Genomic DNA, 25,033 nt, shown 5'->3' with positions numbered 1-25,033 from the left:
CCTGATATGAGTTCAATCCTTCACAGGATACCTCATATCAGGCTACTCACACCAATATTAACCTAATTTCTAACTGCATCTCTCTTATTAGACCAAGGTACGCTCCATCATCTTAGAATGCCTTCACATCAGGATTTCTGAAACGCATGGCAAAGATAAAACGAATCATCCATTCCATTGGTGACAGATAAGCACAAAAAATGGGACATTTTCATCCAAATGCACTTTATGCACCATTTCTACCCGTTTTTGACGCTTTTTGTCTAATTCCGGCTAAAGGATTCACCAAATATCATCCCAAACGTTCTTGTTCGACAACTGTTCGGCATCCGAATAATCATCATGGATATCCATTCCATTTCCTGACCCACAAAGCATGTCTTGTTGCAACAATACCACTGCGTCAACCTCAGGAGTTACATATACCTTCTTTTTCATTTCGTTTCCTATTTTAAGATTTTCCTTCCATTTATAATATAAATTCCTTTGGGCAACCCCTCCAAAGCCTCAGAAGCCTTCACACCGGAACGCACGCGTATGCCGGAAATCCCGTAGACATCCACAGGGGCTTCCTCTGCCGTAAGCTCTGTATCGGTGATACCCGTTGCATCAAAGTCGAATGCAAGGAAGTTGGCCTCTTGCGCCACGGCCTCCGGCAAAGCCAAATATGCCTTGTTCGCTCCGTTTACGATAGAGCTGCCGTCTTGGGTGGCAAAGTAGAAGCCTAAACCGTTCGTCACATCATCAGCCAGTTTGTAGTACTTGTAGCCTTCGGCATCCACAGTGGTTTCCACCAACGTGCCTTCCAACAGGTTATCCTCCGGACGCGACATGTTTGCCACACTAAAGTTACCCGTATAACCACCGGCCTTACCCCTAAGAAGGATACCGGTCAAACCCGGGACAGTACTGCCCGAAGCATAACGCCAATCCACAGCCAAAGTGGTTCCTCCATCGGAAATCCCGGTCACGACACCGGCTTCCAGACCTTCAGGCACAGTAAAGGCATTAGCGGAATAATAAGTAGCCATACCTGCGTCAGAGATGCGAATAGCCTGCGAGGCGGATTCGGGGACACCGATGTAATACAAGCGGAAGTTGTCGGCCTCCCAATGCTGTCCATTACCATGTACGATATCTTCACCCTTCACTCCCAAATAAAGGACACCTCCACTTACGTCCATCCGTAGTTCCGTGGTTGAACCATCGTTCACCCCGGTAGCGGCATTATAAACCGCTTCATCGCCATTGAAATCAGAGAACTCCATGTTTACGTTATCCAACGAACCATATAAATTCACATTCGCGGCATCACGGGTACAATAAGTGGCAGCTTTCAACAGATAAGTACCGTCTGGCAAATTAGCTACACGGTTTCCTGTCCCTCCTATTTTAGTATAATAATGAGCCTTGCCTACATTGTTGTTTTCATTGCTTGACCAACTAGAAGACCATAATGCGGCATCTCCTTTCCCCCCAGTGGTGACATCAGGACTATTGTTTTCTCCAAGTGCGGCCACGACCCATCCGTCCGGAGCTTCCTTGTTCTCTCCTACTTGATAAATATTCGGGTTCTGGATCAAACAGGTCATGTCTATGGGAGCATCTGATGTAGCCTTCGACAAGAAATCCATAGTCATTGCATTGCGGCAAACCAAATTCAAAGCCGCCACATCGGTTGTTACTTTCTCGAAAGTCAATGCCACATCATCCAAATCACTCACGACTTGCCGGTAAGCATCCGTCTCGCCAAGTCCCGTTATCGCATCAGCCAGCTCTTTGGCCTTTTCCAACGGATATATCATACCCATCCAAAGCCTGGCATCCCGGACTTGGGCATTAAGAATTTCCACGTAAACAGGAGCCTGTGTACCCATAGCCGACATCTGCGTTTCCTGCAATATCCTTTCGGCTTCAGTTATGCCCCGCTCCAAAGCTTCTTTCCCCTTGGTGGACAAGGTATATGTACCGTCCTCAACCTTTGCATAAAGCGACTCGGCTGTTTTTATGGAAGCCACTAAACTGTCCACATTGACCTGCACGTCCTTAGCTTCGGCCATGACCTCAGACAGAGCTTTCTGTGCTACTTCTATACCATCGCCCGAAACATCTTTATTTTTGTCATACACCTCCTGCAACTCCGTGGCGATGGCGGTTGCCCCGGAAACTGTAAAATCCGCAATCAAGGTTTCCAACATCTTCAATGACTGTTGGAATGCCTCAGAAGCATCTGCCTCTCCCAAATACGTTAAACGAAAGTTATCAAAAGCCGCCCAATCTTTTGATATATGTACATCCTTCCTCACACCAATCCTCAATGTACCATCCATCACGACCGTACGTACTTCATTACCGCCATAACGCCCAACCAAGAAAGCATCGGCAGCCTTCTCCATGTTATTAGGAATGCCTTTCCCGTCATCCTTCAGCAACTGAAGCGGAGTCTCATCTGCATTCGCATATAAAATAGCATTCTGTGCCCCATTGGCATCCACGTTACCGCCTGGACGATAATACCCTTGGCAGGATACCAAATAACATCCGTTTTTCAATCCTGTCATAACTTGGTATACCTCAAAGTTTGCATTGTCGTACGCCTCAGTACAGGAATTTGTAGACTTTGCCGCCCTGTCTGGTCCGATAAGCGTCAGTGTACCACCGGTATGGCTTTCCTTCCATTCACTCGGCTGAGAACGGTCGAAATTAGCTCCTGTGACATAAAACGTGGCATCTACGCCCTGCTCTTCCGTCGCGTTATCCAAAGCCTTGATACGTTGGTCCTTGGATACCAAAATCCATTCGCAAACATCTACAGTTTCCACCCGTGCCAGAACCGAACCCGAACCATTGTAATGTAAATAACGACCATTCCCGAACAAGGAAAACTCATACACTTCGTCTTCTATATTCTGGTCAGTAAAAATATATCCGGTCTTGTCTTTGTCAATGTAGTCATCTTTCAAATAATTATTAGCCGTCGTCTTGATGGCATATTTACCATCGGGCATAACCTCTAACGTACACAACAGGCCGGGCTGCCCTAACGAGGCTTGCGTGCCCCAAGTATTTGCCCCAAGCAGGAATCCTCCACCTTCCTTATTATAAAGGTAAAACTCTCCACCTTCGGCAGGCAAAGGTTCCCCCACCCAAGAAGATTCTTCCTGTGCCCACACCCCGTTCGCGGCCATACAAGCCACAAACACAGCCATCAACGGCCTACGCTTCCCCATCAACGGGAACAAAGAATTTGGTATTTTCTTTTTCATGTTTAAAAATTTTAAGGTTCTATTGTTTTCCACCGTGCCGCCACCGAACCTATTGACGAGGACACGGAGCTTTCATACGGAATAAACATCATGCTAGCCAACTTGTTTCTATTCCTTTTTCAGGATACAAAATTATATTCTTCCCCCACATTGGAATAAGACATAAAATAACCAATGATAGGATAAATCTTACCAAAATACATTTTCCGACCCGTTTTCCGTCATATATCATGCCATATTCCTTTCTTCCTTTGAAAAGAAGGATACGAATCGGACATATAAAAAGTCCGGATTGAAAACCTACCGTTTCAATCCGGACCCAATCAAAATAAGATAGACGCTGCCACCTGTTACACCGCCTTGTTCCACATACTTTTAGAACCTCCACTTCGGTTTACGCTTCTCCAGGAAAGCACGGCCACCCTCCTGCGCCTCATCAGTCATATAGTAAAGCATCGTGGCGTCCCCGGCCAGTTCCTGAATACCGGCCTGGCCGTCCAGTTCGGCATTCAGCCCCACCTTTATCATACGCAGGGCCAACGGACTGAGTTGCATCATCTCTTCCGCCCATGCCACATATTCGTCTTCCAATTCAGCCAAAGGCACCACCTTGTTGACCAATCCCATGTCGAGGGCCTCCCGGGCATTATACTTCCGGCACAGGAACCATATCTCACGGGCTTTCTTCTGACCTACGACACGGGCCAGATAAGAGGAACCGAAACCGGCATCGAAGCTGCCCACGCGAGGTCCGGTCTGCCCGAAAATGGCATTGTCCGAAGCTATCGTCAGGTCGCACACCACATGGAGCACGTGCCCTCCGCCGATGGCAAAACCGTTGACCGCCGCAATCACGGGCTTGGGCAACGAACGAATTTGTTTTTGCACCTCCAACACATTCAAACGGGGCACACCGTCGTCCCCGACATATCCCCCGTGCCCTTTCACGTGCATGTCGCCTCCGGAACAAAAAGCCTTGTCGCCCGCTCCTGTCAACACCACCACACGGACATCACGCCGCTCGCGGCAAATATAGAACGCGTCGCTCATCTCCGACACCGTGCGCGGCGTAAAAGCGTTGCGCACCTGCGGGCGGTTGATGGTGATACGGGCAATGCCGTTATAAAATTCAAAAAGAATATCCTCGTATTCCTTCAAAGTTTTCCATTCTCTGTTCATATCCTTCATCTTAAAAATTCTTCCATCTCTCCTTTATCGCATGATAGTAACTCCGCTGCTCTTCGGCATCGGCCTCCGCATCGGTAAACACTTCCAACAAGACAGGTGCCGTGGCTGTTTCGTCCAACAAATCATCAAAAGCGGCCAAGAGGGACACAGTGTCCGTAGCCTGCAAATAAGTGAATCCCTGCGATTCAGCCCAACCTGCCGCCGACGCGCCATGAGAAGCCGTCACGAAATGCCGCGTATCCCCGGCCATGTCCAATCCGGGCAAGGCATGGAAAATGGCCCCGCCGCCGTTGTTCAACACGACAATGCGGAGGTTGGAACGTATATGGCCGTTCCATAACGCATTCATGTCATAAAAGAAACTCAAATCACCTACAAGCAGGAAATTCATCCGGTCGGACACTGCCGCATAACCTACCGCAGCCGACACGGAACCCTCTATGCCGTTCACTCCCCTGTTGCATTGCACTTCCACACCTTCGGGCAGGCGGCACAATTCCGCCAAGCGCACCACCGAACTGTTGGCCAAATGGAGCACTGCATGGGGTGGCAATGCCTCTAACACGCGCCGCACGGCATACATCTCGGAGTATCCGGTTTCCGGAGAGGCCAACCGGGCACAACTTTCATGCCATAGCTGCGCATACGCCCCGGACGGCAAAGCCTCCGGCCGGAAAAACAAACGGAAGAAATCAGCAGGAGAAGCCTCCACAACCGTGGTCAGCGCACAAAACAAATCCGCCGGAAGGCCATCCGGCGAAACATGCCAGTGCACCAACGAAGGCGTACGCCTCAGGAACTGTTTCAAACGTTTCGACACGACATGCCCGCCCACGGTAATCACCAAGTCCGGGCGCAACGCCTGCAAGTCTTCCTCACGGGCTGCATATAACAAGGCATCGAAGCCCCGTACCGCATCTGAAGCCGACGGGCAATTCCCCAACACTTCAGCCAACCAAGCCACGCGACTGCCGGACAGGCAAGCCGCTACACCGGCCGCCTCGTCCGAAGACATCTGCCCCGACACGACCAGAACCCGACGGTACTTGGGAAACTCTTCTTTCAGGAAGAAAGACAAAGTCCGTCCCTCGTCGGACATATCCCGCCGTACCATACGCCGTACGGAAGGCAAAGCTTCCGCCGTAAATTGAAACAACGGTTCGGAAAGGGGGACATTGATATGCACCGGCCCGTAGCCGTGGTGGTCCACTTCAAGCAAAGCCTCGTTGACAAGCCGGTTGGCATACCATTCATCTTCCCCGGTACGTACCTCGGGCAGGTTGACCGCCTTCCGCACCAAGCCACCGAAAACACCCGGCTGCGGCAAAGTCTGCCCGTCCATCTGCCCGATCCAAGCCGCCGGACGGTCGGCGGAAATGACTACCAAAGGCACCCGACGGTAAAATGCCTCGCACACCGCCGGATGGAGGTTGAGCAAAGCCGAACCAGAGGTGCAACAGACCACCACGGGAGCCTGTACATGCAAAGCCAATCCGACGGCGAAGAAACCGGCACTGCGCTCGTCCGTCACCGAAAAGCATTCAAAATCCTCACACGTGGCGAAAGCCTGTACTAACGGTACATTACGGCTTCCGGGACACAACACCGCCCGGCGAATGCCGTGCGCACGCAGCAAGGCAACAAGCTGCAACACGTTCTTCTTATCCGAATACATCAGTTCCTCCTTTCGAGATTACATATTTCATAGTCTGCAACTTACGTTCCGTCTCCATCCATTCTTCTTCGCACACGGAAGCCGGCAAGATCCCGCCTCCGGCATACAGGCGGATTTTTTCCGCCCCTTCGCCACATTGCATGCATCGCAAATTCACATACAAAGCCGTCTTCCCCTCCGGCTCCCACCGTCCGAGGAAACCGGCATAATAGCCACGGTCATATCCTTCATGCGACAGGATGAAGCGAAAAGCCTCTTCTTTGGGCAACCCGCATACGGCAGGCGTAGGATGCAAAGCCTGCAACAAGCCGCCTAAGGCTTCGGCCGAAGAAAGACGGAAACGGATATCGGTTTTCAAATGGGCCAATTCTCCGGCCGTAGCCGTATAAGGCCCTTCCACAGTGAACCGGATATCCCGTTCCCGCAAGCAACCGCCGATATATTCCGTCACAAAAGCTTGTTCGCGGATGTTCTTTTCCGACCACGGACCTGCCAACTTGCCCTCTTTCAGGAATTGCGTACCGGCCAAAGCCACTGTACGGTAGTCCCCTTTTCCTCCGGCCAAAAGGATTTCGGGCGTAGCCCCCAACCAAAAACCGGTTTGCGGCGTATGGAACAAATACACGTATGAATGCACATAACGGCGGCAGGCCGCCGTGAAAGCCCGTGCCCATGAAAAGCCATGGGGAAAAGCATCCGTACAAGCACGGGAAAACACCAACTTCTGAAAATCCCCGGCACGAAGCGCACCGGAAAAAACACGAAAAGCCTCACGGTACCCCTTCGAGGGCTGTTCCTCCAACTGTCCGCAAAAGGGCATCGGCGCAGGTGCCTCCACCTCATCGGAACATACAGCCCGGGATATACCGGCTTCTATTTCCTCCTCCAAGGGAAGCAGCCATAAAGGATGCCCCTCTCCGAACCGAAAAGGGGCAAACACAAAACCAGTCTTCCCGTCCAACGGCGGGATGCCTTCAAAAGATTGCAGGGAGGACCGTGCCGCCCGTATGCCGTGACAAACACTTTCCCCCGGCTCACGGTAGAACACAAAGGCATCTTTTCCGCCCTTAATCCATTCATCTATTACCGCCTCGTCGTCCTGCATGCGGCTCATTTGCGTTTCATCACACTGTTCATCACCCGGATGGAAGACACCAATTTCCCCGTGGAAGTGAACACATCCACGTTCCACACGTGTGAAGAGCGCCCTTTATGCACAATCGTGGCCACAGCCCTCACCGTATCCCCCTCGTGGGCCGAAGAGATATGGTTGCCGCTCACTTGCATCCCCACAACGAATTCATCGGGATTGCAAATCACCATCGACCCCAACCCGGCCACTGTCTCTGCCAAAGCCAACGTGGCCCCGCCGTGCAGGATGCCGAAAGGTTGGCGCGTGCGGTGGTCCACCGGCATGGTGGCTTCTATCCGCTCGTGGGAAGCATACGTATATTGTATGCCCAAATTCCCCATCAACGTAGTCTGCGCCTGTGCATTCAAGGCATCAAGCGGTATCTCGCTTTCGCGCACCTCGGCCAGGAAAGCATTCTCCACCGCCACGGCCACACCGTCTTCATTGTTGGAGAGGGTCACGTAGTCGGCACAACGCTTCACCGAATCCGGGGCATTCCCCATGGCAATGCCCAAATCGGCCAACTGCAACATGGTCACGTCGGCCACGCCGTCGCCGAACACCACAATCTCGTCCGTCTTGATGCCCTCCATTTCCATGATGACGCCCAACGTATTGGCTTTGTCCACCCGGCTGCCCACCACTTCCAGGAAATACGGCTCGGAACGGAACACATCCAATACACCGTTCAAACGACGCTTCCAATGGTTCTCCAACCCCACCAAAGCTTCCTCGTCATCGCTCACCAACATACATTTGCAAGGCGGGTAATCTATTGCCGCAGAGAAAAACTCCTGATGCTCCAACTTCATGCCGTTCAAGGCCGCTTCGGCTCGCACATGCGGATCATCCGGGTTATTCGTCACGACCGTATCCCCGTTATAAGTAAGGATCGAAAAACCGTTTTTCTCGGCTTTCTTCTCCAAATAAGTGATATGTTCCGGATTGATACGGCGTTCAAATACCACCTCTCCGTTGGAAGCGTTAATCACCTGGCCACCGTTATAAGAGAGGATATACCCGTTATATGTACCCAATTCCAGTTTCTTGGCCAATGGCAACAAACCGTAAGTGGGACGTCCCGATGCCAACATGATGCGTACGCCCATCTGCTGCACTTTGAGCAACGTGTTCAGCGTCCGCTTGCTAATCTCCTTCTCGTCGTTCAACAGTGTCCCGTCCACGTCGAGCACTAACATTTTATATTTCATACTCCCACGTTTTTTTATTCATGTACACAAATATAGCGAAAGCCTTTCAGAAAAGAGGACGGAAGAAGTAGTTTATCGCAAAGCTTCACGTTTTTTAGGGAACGGCACCCGGAAATTGCCAAATTGTCAATTTGTCAATTCAGGCTCCACGTGGCTGCGCTATTTGTCCCCCGGTCCGCCCTTGTTCCCCGATACACGATTCTCACGCATCAGGAAAATGTCTTTTCGCCACCCCGGCCTCTCTTATATTGGCAAATTGCCCGGCCTCGCCACGCGGCATGCGCAGGCAAACCGGAAACACGTCAGCACATCGTGGCACCGGCCTGACATCCTGACATCCGGATTTTGAAGGCAAATCCCATCCAAATAGGAAAAACAAGGTGCCAAAAGCCCGTTTTTCACTTTGCCTTCCAAAGCCTTTTCCACCCACAAACGGACATCGGCGGAACAAGATGCGGACAAAAAAAATGTTTTTTCAGCCGAACGAAAAATCATTCGGCTGAGATTGGGGTTCTACTTAGGTTAAAAAACGTATAATAACAGGCTGAAACGCAAATTTATGTATCCGGAAAGGGTTTTAAAAGCTTATGGAAGGCTACAAATACAGGGGCAAGCATAAGCACAAAAAGGAAAGGAAGGTGTCATTTTGTCAACCGGAAGTCCATTTTTCTTAAAATGGTATGTAATACCCCATATTATGTTATTATTTGACCCATAACCCATTGAATATTGAACATATATTTGCAAGGTATGAAAATAAAATCGAGATGGTATGAAGAAAAAAAACGTTTTGTTATGGTTATGTACCTTATGTTTCCCGTTGGGAAGCATGGCACAAGGGTTTATCCATCCGGGGGCATTGCATACCCAAGCGGATTTTGACCGGGTGAAAGAGAAGCTGGCCAACGGCGAAGAACCATGGACTGCAGCTTACAAGTTTTTCAAAACCAGCCCGTATATCATGACCGTGGACGACCGGCATCCCACTCCGGTGCGCAGGATTGTCCGTGGCTGCGGGGCCGGTTGCCCGTGGCTACCCCCAGGAGAAAACACGGATAACTATGGAACACCACAGGATAATGCGCACGCGGCCTATCAATTCGCACTCGAATGGAAGATTACCGGGGATGAAAAATATGCCCGAAAAGCCGTCGAGTACTTGAACGCCTGGGCACGAACCTGCAAGGACATCGGCGGGAACAACAATTACGCCCTGGCTTCGGGACTTTCCGGCTATGCGTTTGCCAACGCGGGGGAACTGATGCGCGACTATGAGGGATGGAAACCCGCAGACTTCAAGCGTTACCAAGATTTTATACGTAGGGTGTTCGTCCGCAATTCCCTCAGTTTCCTTGAAAACCGCGCGGAAGGGCACGACGACCATTATTGGTCCAATTGGGGATTGTGCAATGTGCTTTGCATCATATCCGCAGGCATATTGTGCGATGACGTATGGGTGTATAACCGGGGCATGGAATTTTATAAGTATATGGAGGACCACCGTTACGGCGAGTCTATCCACATGTTGGTTTACCACTTGTTCGAGGATGAAGATGGCCCGTTCGGCTACATAGGGCAGATGCATGAGTCCAACCGCGACCAAAGCCATGCCAGCATGGCGGTAGCCCTAGCGGCAGATGTCTGCGGCGTGGGACGCAACCAAGGGGAGGATGCCTATATGCACAAGGACGACCGTATTGCGGCCGGTTTTGAATATGTGGCCCGCTATAACATGTGGCAGGACGTTCCATACGTACCCTACACGAATATGGAGGGAGGTTATTTCCCGGAACCCGGGTGGGGCGGACGCGGCGTGGACCGCCCATGCTGGCCGCGTATCATAAACTATTATGAGAATGTGCGCGGGGTGGAAATGCCTTGGGGCCATGCCATCATGATGAGGCATAATAATGGCACAGGACTTGACGGCGGAGGAGGCTTCTATGGCGGAGGAGGCGGTTATGACCATTTAGGCTTTACCGCATTGATGTGCAGCCTGGATCCATTGACAGACAAAACCAAGGTGCCGACCAAATTGGGCGGAACGGTGCAGTACAACGGCGTGTCCACCACCCGTACGGAAGTATCCAACATCCCGAAAGGCTCACAGATGAAGATTACCGTGATTTTGCCGGAGGACGAAGAGGATACCGGCAAGTGGTCATGGGACGACGACCCCACCTGTAAAAGCAACGAGCGAGAACTTACCTTGGAGACATCCAGTGTGATTCGCGTGCGTTACATCAACAGCAAGGGCGTGGAATGCACGCGCATGTACTCCCTGCACGTGGAAGGCGAAGGAACCCCCGAAGGCTATGCCGATGTTTATGCGAAGGTCAACAGTGTGGAAATCCATGACTCCGTGATTTATGCCAAGAAATATGCCAACGTGATATTAGGGATGAATTATGATGGCTTTACTATCCGTGAATGGAAATGGGAACGCAGCACAGACGGCAAGCGGTGGACTGACTTGAGAACGAATTGCAACCTGTTGGAGATTGAAAGCGTGGCCAAGACCTACTATTACCGTGTGACCATGACACATCCGTCCGGTGCCACCATCATAAAGAATTTCCTTGTGGAAGTGGCAGAGGTGGACCCTTATGTGATACACGGAAACCAATCCCAACCGGGAACCAACCTGGTGTTGGAGAAAGGTTCTTCCTTCAGCATGTACGGCGTTCCGACATCTATCTTAGGCAAGCTGCCGGAAACCACCCGTATTTATAAGTGGGTAGTGGGCACGGATACCATCCAGGCAGACACTTTGACTTATCATCTGGACGAACAAGGCAACAAAGTGGCCGACTTGAACGACACCTTGCATATCAAGAGCCTTGACAGCTGTTTCAAGTGCAAGTTGGTTTTCCAAAGGGTTGCCGAATCGGGAGCGGAAGCCAAGTCTGTTTGCCATTTCAACGTAGACGCGTATGAAGCATGCACGGAAGACCCGTCCTCGGAGGACAGCTATTACATCAGTAATGAGTGGGGTGCTTATCTTCGTAACACGGATGCCCAGTTCGTACCATACGCGGAAGAAAACGACCAGGATTACCTGTGGCGCCTGCGACGCTTGAGCGCAAGTTATGGCAACCGTTATATGCTCTTCAGCCGCACGAACAGCAAGATGCATCTGTCCAAAGACGGCAAGATGATGAACGGGAGCGATTATGCCAACAACTCGTTCAACATACTCCGCAAGTGTACGGACGAAGGTGTATATGCCATCCAACGCTCACCGGCGGCTTCCGGTGGCATGCTGTTGCCCAGCGAGGACGGCATGTTGTTGGAAGTGTCGCAAGCCCCTTGCTCCGGATTTCCCTTCCGTATCGTGAAAAAGACAGATAACCCCGACGGAATGGAAGAGGTGATGGCCGAAATGAAAGGTGAAGAGGCACAATTGATATCCTGTAACCGTCACGGCAACCATTTGGCGGTAGAAGCCCAAGAAAGCGGCATGCTGAAAATCTATTCTTTCGACGGCCGCCTGGTCAAGTCGGTGCGTTGTACGGCCGGAAAGAATGAGGTTGGCCTCCCGGTACAAAACGTAGGTTGGTTGTTGCACTATGTGGGAACCTCCGGCCGCACGCAAGGAATGAAAATGCGCTAAAAGCCATGTACTGACATAACCGAACCGGATAGTACAAAATTAAGAAACGCTCCTATTGCCATCAGGTTCGGCAACAGGAAGACGTAAAATGAGAACCTTTAAACTTATGAACATGAAAAGAAAAATTTCAAAAGGAAATGGAAAGCGTATCCCGTTGGCCATCATGTTTACCATGATGAGCAGTGCGGTGCTGTTCGCACAACAACACCAGTGGATTGATGTGACGGATACTTATCTGGAGAACGCGGATTTCTCGACCGGAACTTCAGAGGGTTGGCAAGACGGGAATTTGGATCCGGTTGTAAATAAGGACTTCAAGAATGCGGAATATTTCAGGAAAAAGAATATTGCCGGACAAAAAGTGTTCGGCCTCCGCCCCGGCAACTACAAATTGACCGTTCGCGGTTTCCATCGCGCCGCAGGGGCTAATGGCGGAAAGGATTATGAGGCCGGTACTGAAGTAATCAATGCGTTCCTGATAGCAGGAGATGCCGAAATCCCATTCGTATCCCTCTATAGCGGGGTAAAAGACGAAACCATACCTAACCAACGCGATGGTTGGCCAGACGGGATGGAAGGCATGGCGAAGTACTGTGAAGCCCACCCCGACCAGTATAACAACGTATTGGAGTTCACCGTTTCCGACAAAGGCGAAATGCTTATCGGCGTGGACATGCGTGGCGGCGAGTGGACATGCTGGGACGATTTCAAACTCTATTTCGACGGTGTGGCTTTCGATGCCTTCCGCATGCAGATGAACCGTGCCACCGTGATGCGCGACTCGTTGAACACCCTCGACATACCGGCCTCTTCCGAACTTACCACGTTGCTCGATAAATATTCCGGTTACACAGAATCCACGCCTGAAGAAGACATCAACGCAGCCGTGGGTGAAATTGCCGGAAAAGTGGAACTGGCCATGGCCGTATGCCTGAACGCGAACACGATGCAGAAAGACATTACCGCAGCCCAAGGCATCTACGACAAGATTGAGAGCGGAGCCTACACCGTGTCGGAACAAGTGAAGGCCAATCTCAGCAAGGCTATCTCCGAAGCCAAGGCCGTACTTGCCAAACCTACACTGGCAGAGGTGGCCGACGCATTGGTGGAAGGTGTGCCCGCCATAGAAGAAGCCATCAAGAATACCAATGCGGTGGTAGGCCTCAACCACTCCTTGCAAGTAGCCAAGGGGCTGGCAGACAAGATTGGCGGACTGAGCGACACGGAGGAATACAAGAAAGTGGCGGCCGACCTCAACGCGACCGAACTTACTTATACAGACATGGTGACTGATGTGGAGAAACTGAATGCCGTATGCAAGGCCGCGATGACGGAACAATTCCTGGGCACGGCATCGGCTGAACATCCGATAGACATGACCAGTTTCATTACCAACCCCAATATCTTCCAGGATGGAGTCATGACCGAAATGCCCGGCGGATGGGTGATGATCGATCGTGGAAGTTCCGACAACGGCAGTCCGACACTGGCAGACCACGCGGATACGGAACTGCATTGTTCCAGTTGGTCGGACAACGACGCGAACAGCATCTGCAAGGGACATTACCAACAGATGATAGGCAAGGAAGACGGGGTGAAGCTGCCTAACGGAGTGTATGAGTTAAGTGCCGCAACGTACACAACCGGCCAGGAAGGCACAAAGATTTACTTGTATGCCACTCCCGACAGCGTGAACTACTCCAGGGCCATTTTCAATCGGGACGCAGAAGCTTATGGCGACGCTTCCAAGAACATGGGAACCACTACGACTGTGCAGAATATCCTGGTGTCGGACGGCAAACTCTACATCGGAATCAACGGTGAAGGCCGTAGCGGAGTGATGGGAGCGGAATGGCGTGCCGATAATTTCCGTCTTTCTTACGTGGGCTCCGATGCCACAGAAGCCTATCGAGACCGTTTGACCGCACGCCTGGAAGAAGGCATCGTATGGCATGACTCATTGGTGAACTACGGTATCGACGACTGGGATTATCTGGGTTGGGTCTTGGACGAAGAAGAAGGCTACTACCAGTACTTGGCTGATGGCGTGCCCATCCAAGATATGATTACTGCCATCGAAGACATGGACAACCTCATCCTCGATGCCCAAAAAGTGATAGACCAGTATCTGGCTCTCACCCCGTTGGTGAGAAAGGGCAATGACTTGTTCGATGCCCTCAACAATGAAAAGGTTTTTGCACAACCGGCTGCACGCAAGACGTTTACCGACGCATTGGTGGAGGCCTCCATCATAGCAGAAGACATGACATGGGAGACTTATGTGAGCGACGAAGTGGGACGTCAGACTGAAGCTCTCAATGAGGCTACCACTACCCTGAAGTCCTCCATCGCCATTTGCTACCCGATGGGAACTGCCATTGTATTGGCGAACCAGATTGGCGGACTCTCTGAAAATGAGGCTTACAAGAACGTGAAGGAATTGCTCAAACAGGATGAATTTGACAACGTAGATGCAGACATGGCGGTGAAAGAACTGCAAGCCGTTTGCCTGACAGCCATGACACCCGACGTTTTGGCCAAAGCCACGAGCGACAACCCGTTCGACATGACCACCTTCGTGGTGAACCCCAACATCTACCAGGATTACGTGGATGAAGCCGGTAACCCCTCCAGGAAAGTCATCAACGGATGGATTTGCGAGACCAACGCAGACGGGACGGACCGCACTGAACATACAGAAGACACATGGTTGTGGTGCTACAGTTGGTCCGGACATGAAGGTCACAACATCGGATCAGCTACCAATTACCGTCAGGTTGTGGGAACACAGATTGGCGAAGAAGGCAAATTCGAATTGCCCGTGGGTACTTACCGTGTGGAAGCAGCCACTCATGCTACCGGCGGAGCTGATGCGCTGTGGTTCTATGCGCAGACAAACGACGTGGAAATTTCCACCGTGCCCGACATCCTCGGACAAGACAGCACCGTGTACACGTACACCGAAGACCAGTTTGAATATTCCATTTTGAACGGCAACCGTGACCTTTGGGACATCGCACAAGCCGAGGTTGGTACCAATACCATAATTCCTGCCGTCTATGTAGACAAGGGGGCTGTGACCATCGGAATAAAGGGTGACGGACGTGTCGTGGGCGGCCACGGCCAACAATGGTTTGCTGACAACTTCCGGTTCTACTACATCAACTCTGGAAAGGGCGATAGCATGGACAAAGTGTTGAAAGATTCCGAATCTCTGGAAACCGAATTAGTGGATGTATACGACCTTACCGGAACACTCGTACGCCGCCAGGTGAAACGCGCCGATGCCGTGAAAGGACTGAAGAAGGGTATCTACATTGCTGGCGGAAAGAAATATGTGGTAACCGGAAAGTAAATGCCGGAAAAAGCTATGAAGTTTTCTCATTCTTCTTAGCAAGTATTGAAGGGGTGGCACTATCATTTTGCCACCCCTCTCTTTTTGCCATCCCGTCAAGAGACTACAAAGAAAAAGCTGTCCCGCGCCTCATACTCCGGCGCAGGACAGCCACTCTCACAAATTTAACCTAAACAAAATTACTTAACTAACACCTTCACTGTTTTCTTCGTGCCGTCGCTCATCATGTCCTGACGGATGTAAATGCCACGCTGCTTCGGCTCAGCCACGCGCACACCGTTGATGGTGTACCATGCGGAACTTATCACCGTGGCCGTACCGTCGGCTGCCACGCCACCGATACCGCTCTCGAAGTCATCCGGCTTGTTGGCATCGCCGTCACCGTAATAGTAGAGGCGGAAGTTGTCGAAACAAGTCCAGTCGTTCGTCAGCATGCCTGTCTTGCGTACGCCCAATACAGGTTCTTTACCTTCAGCCACGTAAAAACTAAAGTTTACTTCATAGGCATTATCCTCAAACGCAAGTTTCGCACCTGCGACTTTATCCACAATGAAATGATACAACATATCGGATTCCGGGAACAAGGAATCAGGCAATGCCACATCGCTGCCGTCATATTTCAACTCGCTGACATGCTCAAAAATGGACGATAACTTTTCGGTCCACTTGTCTTCGCCGCATTCAACGAACAACTCAGCGTTCCGGGCATCTGCGCTGTCCCGACGAGCCACGCCCGCCTCAATAAAGCCTCCCGCACGATAGAAACCATTCATGACAACGCGATAATATCCCGCAGGCATATTATAAAGCGACTGATGTATCTCGCTACTGTCGCTGAACATCTCATAAATCATAGCTCCCGTCACCTTGCTAGAACTGTTCTCGTCCAAAGTGGCACCAACCCATCCATCGGCCGATGCGGCATCCACGATTTCCCCCTTGTCGTTCTCCGTCTTGGTCTGGAAACTCGGGTTGACTATCAAGCCCGTGGCATCCACCGGCTCGTCCTTGCTCGCCGTGGTGAAATCGATATGCCCGCTCAGCATCTTGGAGTAAGCTTTGTCCAAACGAAGGGAATAATCGTTGATTTCGTCCAAAGTAGCAAAGATGCCTTCCCCGTCTATTTTGTCGAAGACTTCAATGGTCAAGTCATACAGCTCTTCATATCCTTCTGTGTCGGAATACTCTTCGTAACTTGCTTCGCCATTACCGCTTAGCTTAGCATCGTGGGCAGTAACTTTAGTCTCCAATGCCGCAGCGGCATCCATGGACTCCTGCCCAAACTTGATGGCGGCATTCAACGACTCTGTCTGCTCCTTGTAAACCTCCGGGGTCAACTCTCCCACGGCAGAAGCGGCCTCTATGGCTTTGCTCAGGCCGTCCTTGGCCTCCTGCGTGGTCAGGACATCGGAAGCCAACATCCCGTTAGCCTCACGAATCAGGGCATCCAAGGCCGTTTGGGCACCTTCCATGTTGTCGGCCCCTAAGTATTCCACTTGGAAGTTGTCGAAGATGACCCAAGCCTGCCCCCAAGACACACCCGACATCTTCACCCCTATGCGGAGCTTACCGTCTTCACCCACGTAACAAGTCGTGGCATTCAGGTAATTCTCGCTATTCTGCTCGAAGATTTCCTGTGCGGAATTCTTTCCATGGCACAACCATTTCCCGGCCAAGGAAGCGTCGTCTGTCCAAGTCACTTCCTCACAGTCTTCAGCCACGTTCTCCTCCTGCGGACAAGCTGTAACATGGAGAAGGGGTTCAGAAGCATCGTTACCGAAAAGGTAACCCAGAATCTTGTTCGTCTCGTCGCCTTCCTGCCCCCAACCTTCATGCCATGCGTTATCATTTCCGGAACTCGGGGAATAGAACCCTTGCATGGTAATCTTATACGATCCTTGGGGCAGGCCGCTGATTTCCTGATAGACTTCCCAATTCCGTCCGTTCCACACCTCAGAAACCCTCGTGCCATCGTTCTTGAAATCCCCGTCGCCCGTCTTGGTCCAACCATCATTGCTCCCCGCAAAATTGGGATTCACCATTAAGCCGGTCACATTATCCGTAGTCCCGTCTGCCAAAGCTTTCATCACAGATTCACGGAAAATCCTGTCGGCACGGGGTTGGACGCTATCTAATTCGGCTATATCGAACGTACCATTGTCATAACCGGCTTGTAAAACATCGTCCAAATAAACCTCATAGTCCTCCAACCCGTCGTTGGCATAAGGCGTCTCATCGTAAGCCTTGTTCAAGGCTTCTATCTTCTGGGCCAAGGTCTCGTAAGCAGCCACGTTGTTGGCCAACGTGTCCATCCGCGCAAACAAAGAAGTTATGACACCGGTAAGCGCCTCACTGTCCAGACTCTGGTTTTGATAAGCTTCCTTAGCCGCAGCAATCATTTCTTCGTACTTCACCTTCTCCGATTCGCTGAAAGCCTTGTTGGCACCGGTATATTCGGCATACTGTGCCTCTGCACTCTCAATATTCTGGTTCAGTATTTCGCGTATATTGACCTCACCGCTTCCACTCTTGCCCATATATTCCAACGTGAAGTTGTCCACGGCCGACCAGGTGGAATTGGCTCCTTGTACGACATATCCTATCGTGATGATGCCACCAATGACATCTACATCCACGGTGTAATGGTGCCACGTGCCATACCCCCGCCCTTCATTGGCTGTTTCCGCAGGGTCAGTGGCTTCCACCTTCTTCTCCCCGGCTAAAGACTGGGCATACAGGAACAGACCTTTCGGAGTGGGCGCATCCTCCGTCGGCAATTTGTTGGTCAGAATCCAAGCCCCCACACGGTATTTTCCGTCAGGAATCCCTTCTATCTTCTGCTTGATAGACCAGTCAGGCATATTACTACCATTGTTGGTGGCGCACTCATAAAAGTTCTCAAGGGCTAACCCTTCCGGCAAACTTCCCGCGCCATTCTCGAAACGGTCGCCCGTCTTGCGTTGGTAGTTGGCACCTGAACCTTGCACGATATCCCATCCGTCCGTACTGTTGGCAAACGAGGCTTCCTTTACGAACTTTTCCGTCACGTCCAACGGATTTTCTTCCGTAGCCACGGAATAACCGAAGTCGATAATATCGGCCTTCAAGTCTTCCACTGCCTTTTCTATCGCCTCTACCGTAGCATCTGCCTGGTTATATAAAGCAGCATAATCGGTATATTCCGTAAACCCGATGGCATCGGCTGCTTCCAACTGTACCTTCAACAGCTTCTTGGCTTGGAAGACCTCGTAAGTTTCCGGTGCCACGAACTTCCATTCGTCTTTGGCATTCTCATACCCGGCCGTGTTCTTATCAATCAACGGATCCACCGTAGTTTTCCCTTCGTTTACTGCCATGTAGGAATTGGCATACAAGCCTCCATTGGCTTCCACACCGTAAATCTTGTCTTCGTCTATCACCTTGATACGGTACACCTCGCCTTCCTTCACGATTTTCCACAGGATATGGCCCGTCTTGTTATGGTCCACGTAAATCTCGGCACCACCCGGATTAATGAACAATTCATGGTATCCTCCGTTACTCGGTGCTTTCATCATGCTCAAACGCCAACCTTTGGCAGTGGAATATTCTTCATCCGTTTCCGGAAGATTGGCTAATTCATAATCTTCACCGTAGCTCAGGGTTACTTCCTGACCTGTTTCCGCTACAACCAATCGTGTACCATAAGGCTGCCCGTTAGTCATGAACTTCTGGGTGGCCACATGATAGATGTAGTACACGCCTCCGCCTGTTTCATCGGCGGTCAAGTTCGGTTCTACGAATTGCAACTCCGGGTCTTCCCACGCGGCCCATAAAGGTAAGGTGGACGATGTCGCACCACAAAGTGCCATCAAGGCAAGTAATCTGTTTTTCATTACACAGAAATTTAAGTTAATAATTAATGTTCTTTATCCTATAATAATATGGTATTACATATAAGATGTGATGCAAAATTATACTTTAAATCCATAAAAACAATGGTAACCATGTTGAAAATAATGGTAACTATGTTGATTTTACTTATAAAGCTGCCCCGCGCCTCATTTTTCCGGCGCAGGACAGCCACTCCTATTAATAACTTTAGCAAAACACTACTTAACTAATACCTTCACTGTTTTCTTCGTGCCGTCGTTCATCATGTCCTGGCGGATGTAAATGCCACGCTGCTTTGGCTCGGCCACACGTACACCGTTGATGGTGTACCAAGCGGAACTTACCACCTTGGCCGTACCGTCGGCCGCCACGCCGTCAATGCTATCTACGAAACCGTCCGGCTTGTTGGCATCGCCATCTCCCAAGTAATAGAGACGGAAGTTGTCGAAGCAAGACCAGTCGTTCGTCAGCATGCCCGTCTTGCGGACACCCAATACCGGCACTTCGCCTTCACCCACGTAGAAGTACGTGTCACACTCATAGGCACCGTCCTCAAAGGCCAACTTCGCACCGCCCGGTTGATCTACGATGAAATGGTACAACTTGTCGGATTCAGGGAACAGAGAATCTGGCAATGCCACATCACTGGTCTCATATTTCCACTCGCTGACGTTCTCGAAGATGGAAGGCAGCTTCTCCGACCACTTGCCCTTGCCGGACTCTATGAACAACTCGGCATTCCGAGCCTCCGTGCCATCACGGTGGGCCACACCGGCCTCGATATAACCGCCCGCACGGTAGAAACCGCTCAAGACAACGCGGTAATAACCCGCAGGAGCATTGTACAACGGTTGGTACACCTTGCTGCTGTCACTATAGATTTCACAGAGCATGGCATCCTTGACACCAGTCATGTCGTACTCCGACTCAATCATCCATCCTTCACCCGACTGGGTGTCTACAATTTCACCCTGTTCGTTCTCCGTCTTGGTTTGGAAGCTCGGGTTGACTATCAATCCTGTGGCATCCACCGGCTCGTCCTTGCTTGCCGTGGTGAAATCGATATGTGCACTCAGCATCTTGGAGTAAGCTTTGTCCAGACGCAGGGAATAATCGTTGATTTCATCCAAAGTGGCAAAGATGCCCACATCGGCAATTTTGTTGTCGAGGATTTCACCGACCAAAGTTTCCAACTCACCATGTCCCTCTGTTCCCACGTACGCTTCGTAGCTGGCTTCGCCCGTACCGCCCAATCTATCCGAATGCACGATGGCTTTATCCTCCAATGCCGCAGCGGCATCCATGGACTCCTGCCCCAACTTGATGGCGGCATTCAACGCTTCCGTCTGTTCCTCATAAATCTCCGGAGTCAACTCTCCCACGCCAGAAGCTGCTTCTATGGCCTTGCCCAAACCGTCCTTGGCCTCCTGCGTGGTCAGAGCATCGGAAGCCAACATCTCGTTGGCTTCACGGATCAAAGCATCCAAAGCCGTTTGCGCACCGTCCATGTTGTCGGCACCTAAGTATTCCACCTGAAAGTTGTCAAAAACGACCCAAGCGGCTCCCCAAGTCACACCCGACATCTTCACGCCCACACGGAGCTTCCCGTCTTTACCCACGTAACAAGTCGTGGCATTCAGGTAATTCCCTTCATCAGCCTCGAATACCTCCTGTGCGGAGTTCTTGCCGTAACACAACCACTTTCCGGCCAAAGAAGCATCTTCGGTCCAAGTCACTTCCTCACAGTTTTCAGCCACATTTTCCTCCTGCGGACAAGCCGTCACATGAAGAAGCGGCTCGGAAGCATCGTTACCGAAAAGGTAGCCATGGATATTACTCGTCTCGTCGCCTTCCTGCCCCCATCCTTCATGCCAAGCATTATCATTGGTAGAACTTGGATTATAGAAAGCCTGGGCCTTTATCTTATATGACCCTTGAGGAAGATTGTTGATTTCCTGATAGACCTCCCAGTTCTGTCCGCCCCACACCTCAGTGACTCTTGTGCCATCGTTCTTGAAATCCCCATCTCCGGTCTTGGTCCAACCATCATTGCTCCCCTCAAAATTAGGGTTCACCATCAATCCGGTCACGTTGTCAGTATCTCCGTTCGTCAAGGCTTCCCTCACGCACGACATCCACAGCCTGTCTGCGCGAGGCTGTATGCTGTCCACTTCTGCCGGGTCGAACGTACGCTGTTCATAGGCATCGTCCAGACCGTACACATATTTTTCATACTCGGGGAAATCCACTTCCGCATAAGGCGACTCGTCCCATTCCGTAAGAAGCTCCTGACGCTTTACATTCAATATTTCGTAAGCATTCACGTCGGCTTTCAGCTCGTCCATACCTTCTTGCAATGAAGTAAGTACCAGTCCCAATGTCTTGTCGTCCGTATCCGGATTGTCTGCCGCCTGCTTGGCCGTCTCAACCGATTGGTTGAATTTGGTTTCGCCGGCAGCCGAATATTTCTTGAACTGGAGGTCATAACCATTCTTCAACTCCTCGGCCTGCGTAATGACTTTCTTCAATTCCTCGGCCATACCGCCTTCAACCTGTCCTAAATACTCCAATTTGAAATTATCGACTGCGACCCAGTTGCAATTCGTATTGACGGTCTTGAACCCCACTTTAATGGTTCCGTCCATGGCAAAGAATTCCAACACGGTGTTACGGGGATATGGGTCGCTCTCTGAAACAACCCCTTCCCTTAATCCACCGAACTCCAGGCTATGGGCTTCCGCACGCGACTCAATACCACCGTTTTCCGCATAAAGGTACACTCCGTAGGGCACTATGTCCCTATTGCCTTGTTGGTAGCCTATGGTGTTAGCCGTCAGGCGGTATTTCCCGACCGGCATGCTTTCTAAAACCTGCGACACTTCCATCGGGTCGTTCGCCAGGCTGTTCAGGTTCGACCCATCTGCCCATGTCCATTTCTCCGCAAAATTTTGCATCTTGTATTCATTCGTGGGAGTCTCATAACTCACAGACTGGACACCAGGAGTGCCTACGGTGGTCCATCCATTGGTCGTGCCGTCCGCAAACGAATTGTTTGTAATGACATTGGTAAAGTCCACGGGGTGTTCCGGTGTCGCATTCGAACTTTGCCAGTTCACTATAGCTTGTTTAAGGCCGGTAGCCGCAGCCTCGACCTCTTCTGCCGTAGCTTTCGGATTATTGTAGACATCGGCATATTCCCCGTAACCAGTAAAACCAACTTCATCTGCCTTGTTCAACTGTCCCAACAACTTCTTCTTGGCTTGGAAAGCCTCATAAGCTTCCACAGACACGAATTTCCATTCATCCCCGGCATTCTCTTGTCCGGCCATACTCTTGTCAATCAACGGATCCACCTCGGTCTCGCCTTCGCCTACCGCAATGTATGAGTTGGCATACAAACCATCTTGGGCTGCCACGCCGTAAAGCTTGTCCTCGTCAATCACCTTGATACGGTACACCTCGCCTTCCTTCACGATTTTCCACAAGATGTGGCCCGTCTTGTTGTGGTCCACGTAAATCTCGGCACCGCCCGTATTGAGGAACAACTCATGGTATCCCCCGTTGGTGGGCGCGTTCATCATGCTCAGGCGCCATCCTTTCCCCGTGAAATATTCCGGATCCGTTTCCGGACGACGGCTCAATTCATAATCCTCACCGTAAGTCAGGGTAACTTCCTGACCTTGGTCGGACACAACCAGACGCGTGGCTGAATTCCCCATGAACTTCTGGGTGGCCACATGATAGACGTAGTACACTCCGCCGCCTGTACCGTCGGTGGCCAGATTCGGCTCTACGAATTGCAACTCCGGGTCTTCCCACGCGGCCCATAAAGGTAAGGTGGACGATGTCGCACCACAAAGTGCCATTAAGGCGAGTAACCTGTTTTTCATTACACAGAAATTTAAGTTAATTATTAATGTTACGTACCCTCCCATTCTCCCGGGAAAGTGAATCTTAATTCAATGAAGAACCTTGATACACTGCAAATATAACGAGTAATCCTTTCCCTATCATTGGACTATTTAAACTTAAATTAGGATTATATCAGCAAAAAAGTTTTTTTCGCATTTGTCAAGGAAAAGCACTTTATAAAATCAATCTGCGCCAAATGAAAAATCGTTTGCCGCAGATTGAAAAATCACTTGGCGCAGAACGAAAAATCATTCTGCGCCAAGTGATTTTATAATTTCAGCATACTGATTTTCAGTAAATTAAATCATAGAAATCCGAAATCAGATTGTTAATCCTTTTGTTAGCAAAAAAGGATTCCTACATCATCCCCGCCCAACGCGCCAGGCCCTCGTAGACGAAGCTCGCCACGCCCAACAGGCAAATGCCCGCCGTGCAGAGCGCCAACGTGAGGCGCACGCCCGGATGGCTGCGCAAGGGGGCCACCGCCGGGAGCCCGTCCTCCGTGAGGGGCGCGGAGATGTACATGGCCTTGACCACCAACAGGTAGTAGAAAAGGGAGACGATGGTGTTCACCAACGCGAGGAACACGACCAGCCACCACCCCCCGGCAAAGGCCGCCGCGAAGATGAAGAACTTGGAGAAGAAACCGGCAAACGGGGGTATGCCGCCCAACGAGAACAGGGCCAACGTCAGCACCAACGTCAGGCGCGGGTTCGTTCGATAAAGCCCGCGGTAAGCGTCACGGCCCGTCTGGCCGCCCGCGTGCTGTTCGACGGTGCTGATGACGGCAAAGACGGCCACGTTGGCCACCACATACACGGCCACATAGAACACCAGCGAGGCCATGCCCTGAGCCGTACCTGCAAGCACACCCAGAAGGATATAACCGGCCTGCGAGATGCTGCTGAAGGCCATGAAACGCTTCATGTCGCCCTGCAAAACGGCCATCAGGTTGGCCACGGTTATGCTGGCGACGGAAAGCAGGGCCACGGCGAGCGTCCAGTCTTCCCTCATCAAAGGGAACACAAAACGCAGGACGATGGCCAAGGCCACGGCAGCGGCTCCCTTGGAAATGACGCTCAGGTAAGCCGTCACGCTTGTGGGTGCCCCCTGATAGACATCGGCCGTCCACAGATGGAAGGGCACGAGGCTCATCTTGAATCCCATCCCGGCCAGGAAGAGCACCAGGGCAAACTGCTGCAACGCGCTGCCCTGAAGCATGGCCGGAAGGTCGGCAAAATAGAGCGTGCCGGAAGTGCCGTAGATGAACGACAGGCCGTAGAGCAGCAAGGCGGAAGAGAACATCGTGCTCAGGATAAACTTGGCACCGGCTTCCGCGCTGTGGTGGCGGTATTTGTCGAGGGCCACGAGGCAGGCCATGGGGATGCTGGCCATCTCCAATCCGATGTAGAATATCAGGAAATGCCCGGCGGACACCATGAAGAACATGCCCAACAGGGTGGCGAGCGTCAGCACGTAGAACTCGCCTTGTTTATAATGCGTGTCTTTCCGCCCTAGCCATTCGCCGCTTTGGAGGAAGATAAGCAACGTGCCGGCCGAAAGGATGGACTTGACGATAGATGTGAACGGGGTGTTGACATACATGCCGCCGAAGAGTGCGCGGGTGTCGGGCGTAAGGTTCAATCCTATCTGGAGGGCCATCAGCACGCAAACGGCCGGATGGAACCAGCGCCGGCGCAGCGGCCCGGCAAAAAGGTCGGCCAAGAGGGCTACCAACAGAATCAACACCAACGAAAGCTCGGCATGCAAAGACAATATAGCAGATAAATTACTGTTCATGACTTGAA

Annotated in this window: 11 protein-coding genes; 2 read left to right on the top strand and 9 right to left on the bottom strand. The window is 51.3% G+C overall.

Annotated features, from left to right (window positions below):
- Nucleotides 1–282 precede the first annotated feature (282 nt).
- From AC5RDV_RS11570 to AC5RDV_RS11545, 6 genes are all read right to left on the bottom strand, one after another.
- Nucleotides 283–438, bottom strand: coding sequence for a hypothetical protein (locus AC5RDV_RS11570; protein ID WP_008627960.1), 156 nt, complete (start codon nt 436–438; stop codon nt 283–285).
- An 8-nt stretch (nt 439–446) separates the two neighbouring features.
- Complete coding sequence (locus AC5RDV_RS11565) at nt 447–3,266, bottom strand: hypothetical protein (RefSeq protein WP_282747776.1); 2,820 nt, start codon at nt 3,264–3,266, stop codon at nt 447–449.
- Nucleotides 3,267–3,641: 375 nt separating this feature from the next.
- Nucleotides 3,642–4,454: a 1,4-dihydroxy-2-naphthoyl-CoA synthase gene (gene menB / locus AC5RDV_RS11560; protein ID WP_276789143.1), complete on the bottom strand. Its 813-nt coding sequence runs from the start codon at nt 4,452–4,454 to the stop codon at nt 3,642–3,644.
- A 1-nt stretch (nt 4,455) separates the two neighbouring features.
- Entirely contained in the window at nt 4,456–6,129 is a 1,674-nt protein-coding gene (menD, locus tag AC5RDV_RS11555) for a 2-succinyl-5-enolpyruvyl-6-hydroxy-3-cyclohexene-1-carboxylic-acid synthase (RefSeq protein ID WP_282747775.1), read from the bottom strand.
- A complete protein-coding gene (locus AC5RDV_RS11550; RefSeq protein WP_282747774.1) occupies nt 6,116–7,243 on the bottom strand; it encodes an isochorismate synthase in 1,128 nt (375 codons plus the stop codon). Before AC5RDV_RS11550 ends, menD begins: the two co-directional genes overlap by 14 nt.
- Nucleotides 7,240–8,472 (bottom strand): Cof-type HAD-IIB family hydrolase, encoded by a 1,233-nt coding sequence (locus AC5RDV_RS11545; protein ID WP_008627978.1) that lies wholly within the window; start codon nt 8,470–8,472, stop codon nt 7,240–7,242. The genes AC5RDV_RS11550 and AC5RDV_RS11545 overlap by 4 nt, the downstream gene beginning before the upstream one ends.
- 772 nt (nt 8,473–9,244) lie before the next feature.
- Here AC5RDV_RS11545 and AC5RDV_RS11540 point away from each other — a divergent pair.
- Nucleotides 9,245–12,085, top strand: coding sequence for an alginate lyase family protein (locus tag AC5RDV_RS11540; RefSeq protein ID WP_040602895.1), 2,841 nt, complete (start codon nt 9,245–9,247; stop codon nt 12,083–12,085).
- Between the two features lie 112 nt (nt 12,086–12,197).
- Nucleotides 12,198–15,440: a hypothetical protein gene (locus tag AC5RDV_RS11535; RefSeq protein ID WP_282747773.1), complete on the top strand. Its 3,243-nt coding sequence runs from the start codon at nt 12,198–12,200 to the stop codon at nt 15,438–15,440.
- Between the two features lie 179 nt (nt 15,441–15,619).
- Here the strand turns inward: AC5RDV_RS11535 and AC5RDV_RS11530 are convergent, their stop codons facing one another.
- The 3 genes from AC5RDV_RS11530 to AC5RDV_RS11520 form a co-directional block, all read right to left on the bottom strand.
- Complete coding sequence (locus tag AC5RDV_RS11530) at nt 15,620–19,315, bottom strand: hypothetical protein (RefSeq protein WP_282747772.1); 3,696 nt, start codon at nt 19,313–19,315, stop codon at nt 15,620–15,622.
- 216 nt (nt 19,316–19,531) lie between these two features.
- Nucleotides 19,532–23,203, bottom strand: a complete 3,672-nt coding sequence (locus AC5RDV_RS11525) for a hypothetical protein (RefSeq protein WP_282747771.1) — start codon at nt 23,201–23,203, stop codon at nt 19,532–19,534.
- A gap of 379 nt (nt 23,204–23,582) precedes the next feature.
- Nucleotides 23,583–25,025 carry an NADH-quinone oxidoreductase subunit N gene (locus AC5RDV_RS11520; RefSeq protein ID WP_282747770.1) on the bottom strand — a complete coding sequence of 481 codons (1,443 nt, stop codon included), beginning with the start codon at nt 25,023–25,025 and terminating at the stop codon, nt 23,583–23,585.
- Nucleotides 25,026–25,033: the final 8 nt, after the last annotated feature.

It is taken from the genome of Paraprevotella sp., from assembly GCF_986071375.1.
This window is presented reverse-complemented; position numbering and strand designations above follow the sequence as displayed.